Source organism: Synechococcus sp. R8-2, assembly GCF_047461715.1.
GTDB lineage: Bacteria > Cyanobacteriota > Cyanobacteriia > Thermostichales > Thermostichaceae > Thermostichus.
Genome location: NZ_JANSHQ010000734.1, coordinates 1 through 684 on the forward strand (window position 1 = coordinate 1; position 684 = coordinate 684).

1 protein-coding gene is annotated in these 684 nt (G+C 60.1%); it reads left to right on the forward strand.

The genetic code is table 11. The annotated features are described in order from the left end of the window. Positions 1 to 116 precede the first annotated feature (116 nt). Positions 117 to 647, forward strand: coding sequence for a pentapeptide repeat-containing protein (locus NW819_RS14320; protein WP_414356737.1), 531 nt, complete (start codon positions 117 to 119; stop codon positions 645 to 647). Positions 648 to 684: the final 37 nt, after the last annotated feature.

Consider the following 684-nt stretch of genomic DNA (forward strand, 5'->3'; position numbering starts at 1 on the left):
CCTATGCGGTGGGGTAGTTCATGATAGCCCAATCTGCCGGCGGGATCCCTATCCGGTAAGATAAAACCAGAAGCAATTCCCAAGCCATGGAGGTTTCCTTGAGGGAGGGATCCACGATGTCTGTTGCTTGGCTGGCTTCGGTTCTGGCGAGGCGGTCTTGGCTGAGCCGTTTCCTGCGGGGGATGGTGCTTTGCGGGCTGATACTCTGCCTGGGGGTTACTCCGCTGGGATCCCCGGCCCAGGCAGAGGACTACACCAAACGAGATCTACAGGGGGTGAGCTTTGCAGGGCAAGACCTGAGCGGCTGGAAGTTTCTCAAGGCCAACCTGCGCCAAAGCGATCTCAGCCATGTGAAGGCGGCAGGGGCGAACCTGTTCGGGGCCAATCTCAGCAAAGCCAACTTGCGCGGGGCCGACCTGCGGGGGGCCACTTTGGACATGGCCAACTTACAGGGTGCGGATCTGCGAGAAGCGCAACTGCAGGACAGCATGATGTGGCTGGCCCGAGTCGAAGGGATCCAAATTGATGGGGCGGATTTCACCAATGCGTTGATACGGCAAGACGCCCTCTCCATCCTTTGCGAACGGGCCACCGGCGTTAACCCTGTAACCGGTCGGGCCACCCGCGACACTCTTGAATGTGACTGATCCTCACCCCCGGCTCTTCTCCCAGAGGGAGAGGGGA

Bases quoted from the DNA above. Each gene is read 5' to 3' on its own strand.
- NW819_RS14320 (WP_414356737.1), top strand. From the start codon at position 117: ATGTCTGTTGCTTGGCTGGCTTCGGTTCTGGCGAGGCGGTCTTGGCTG.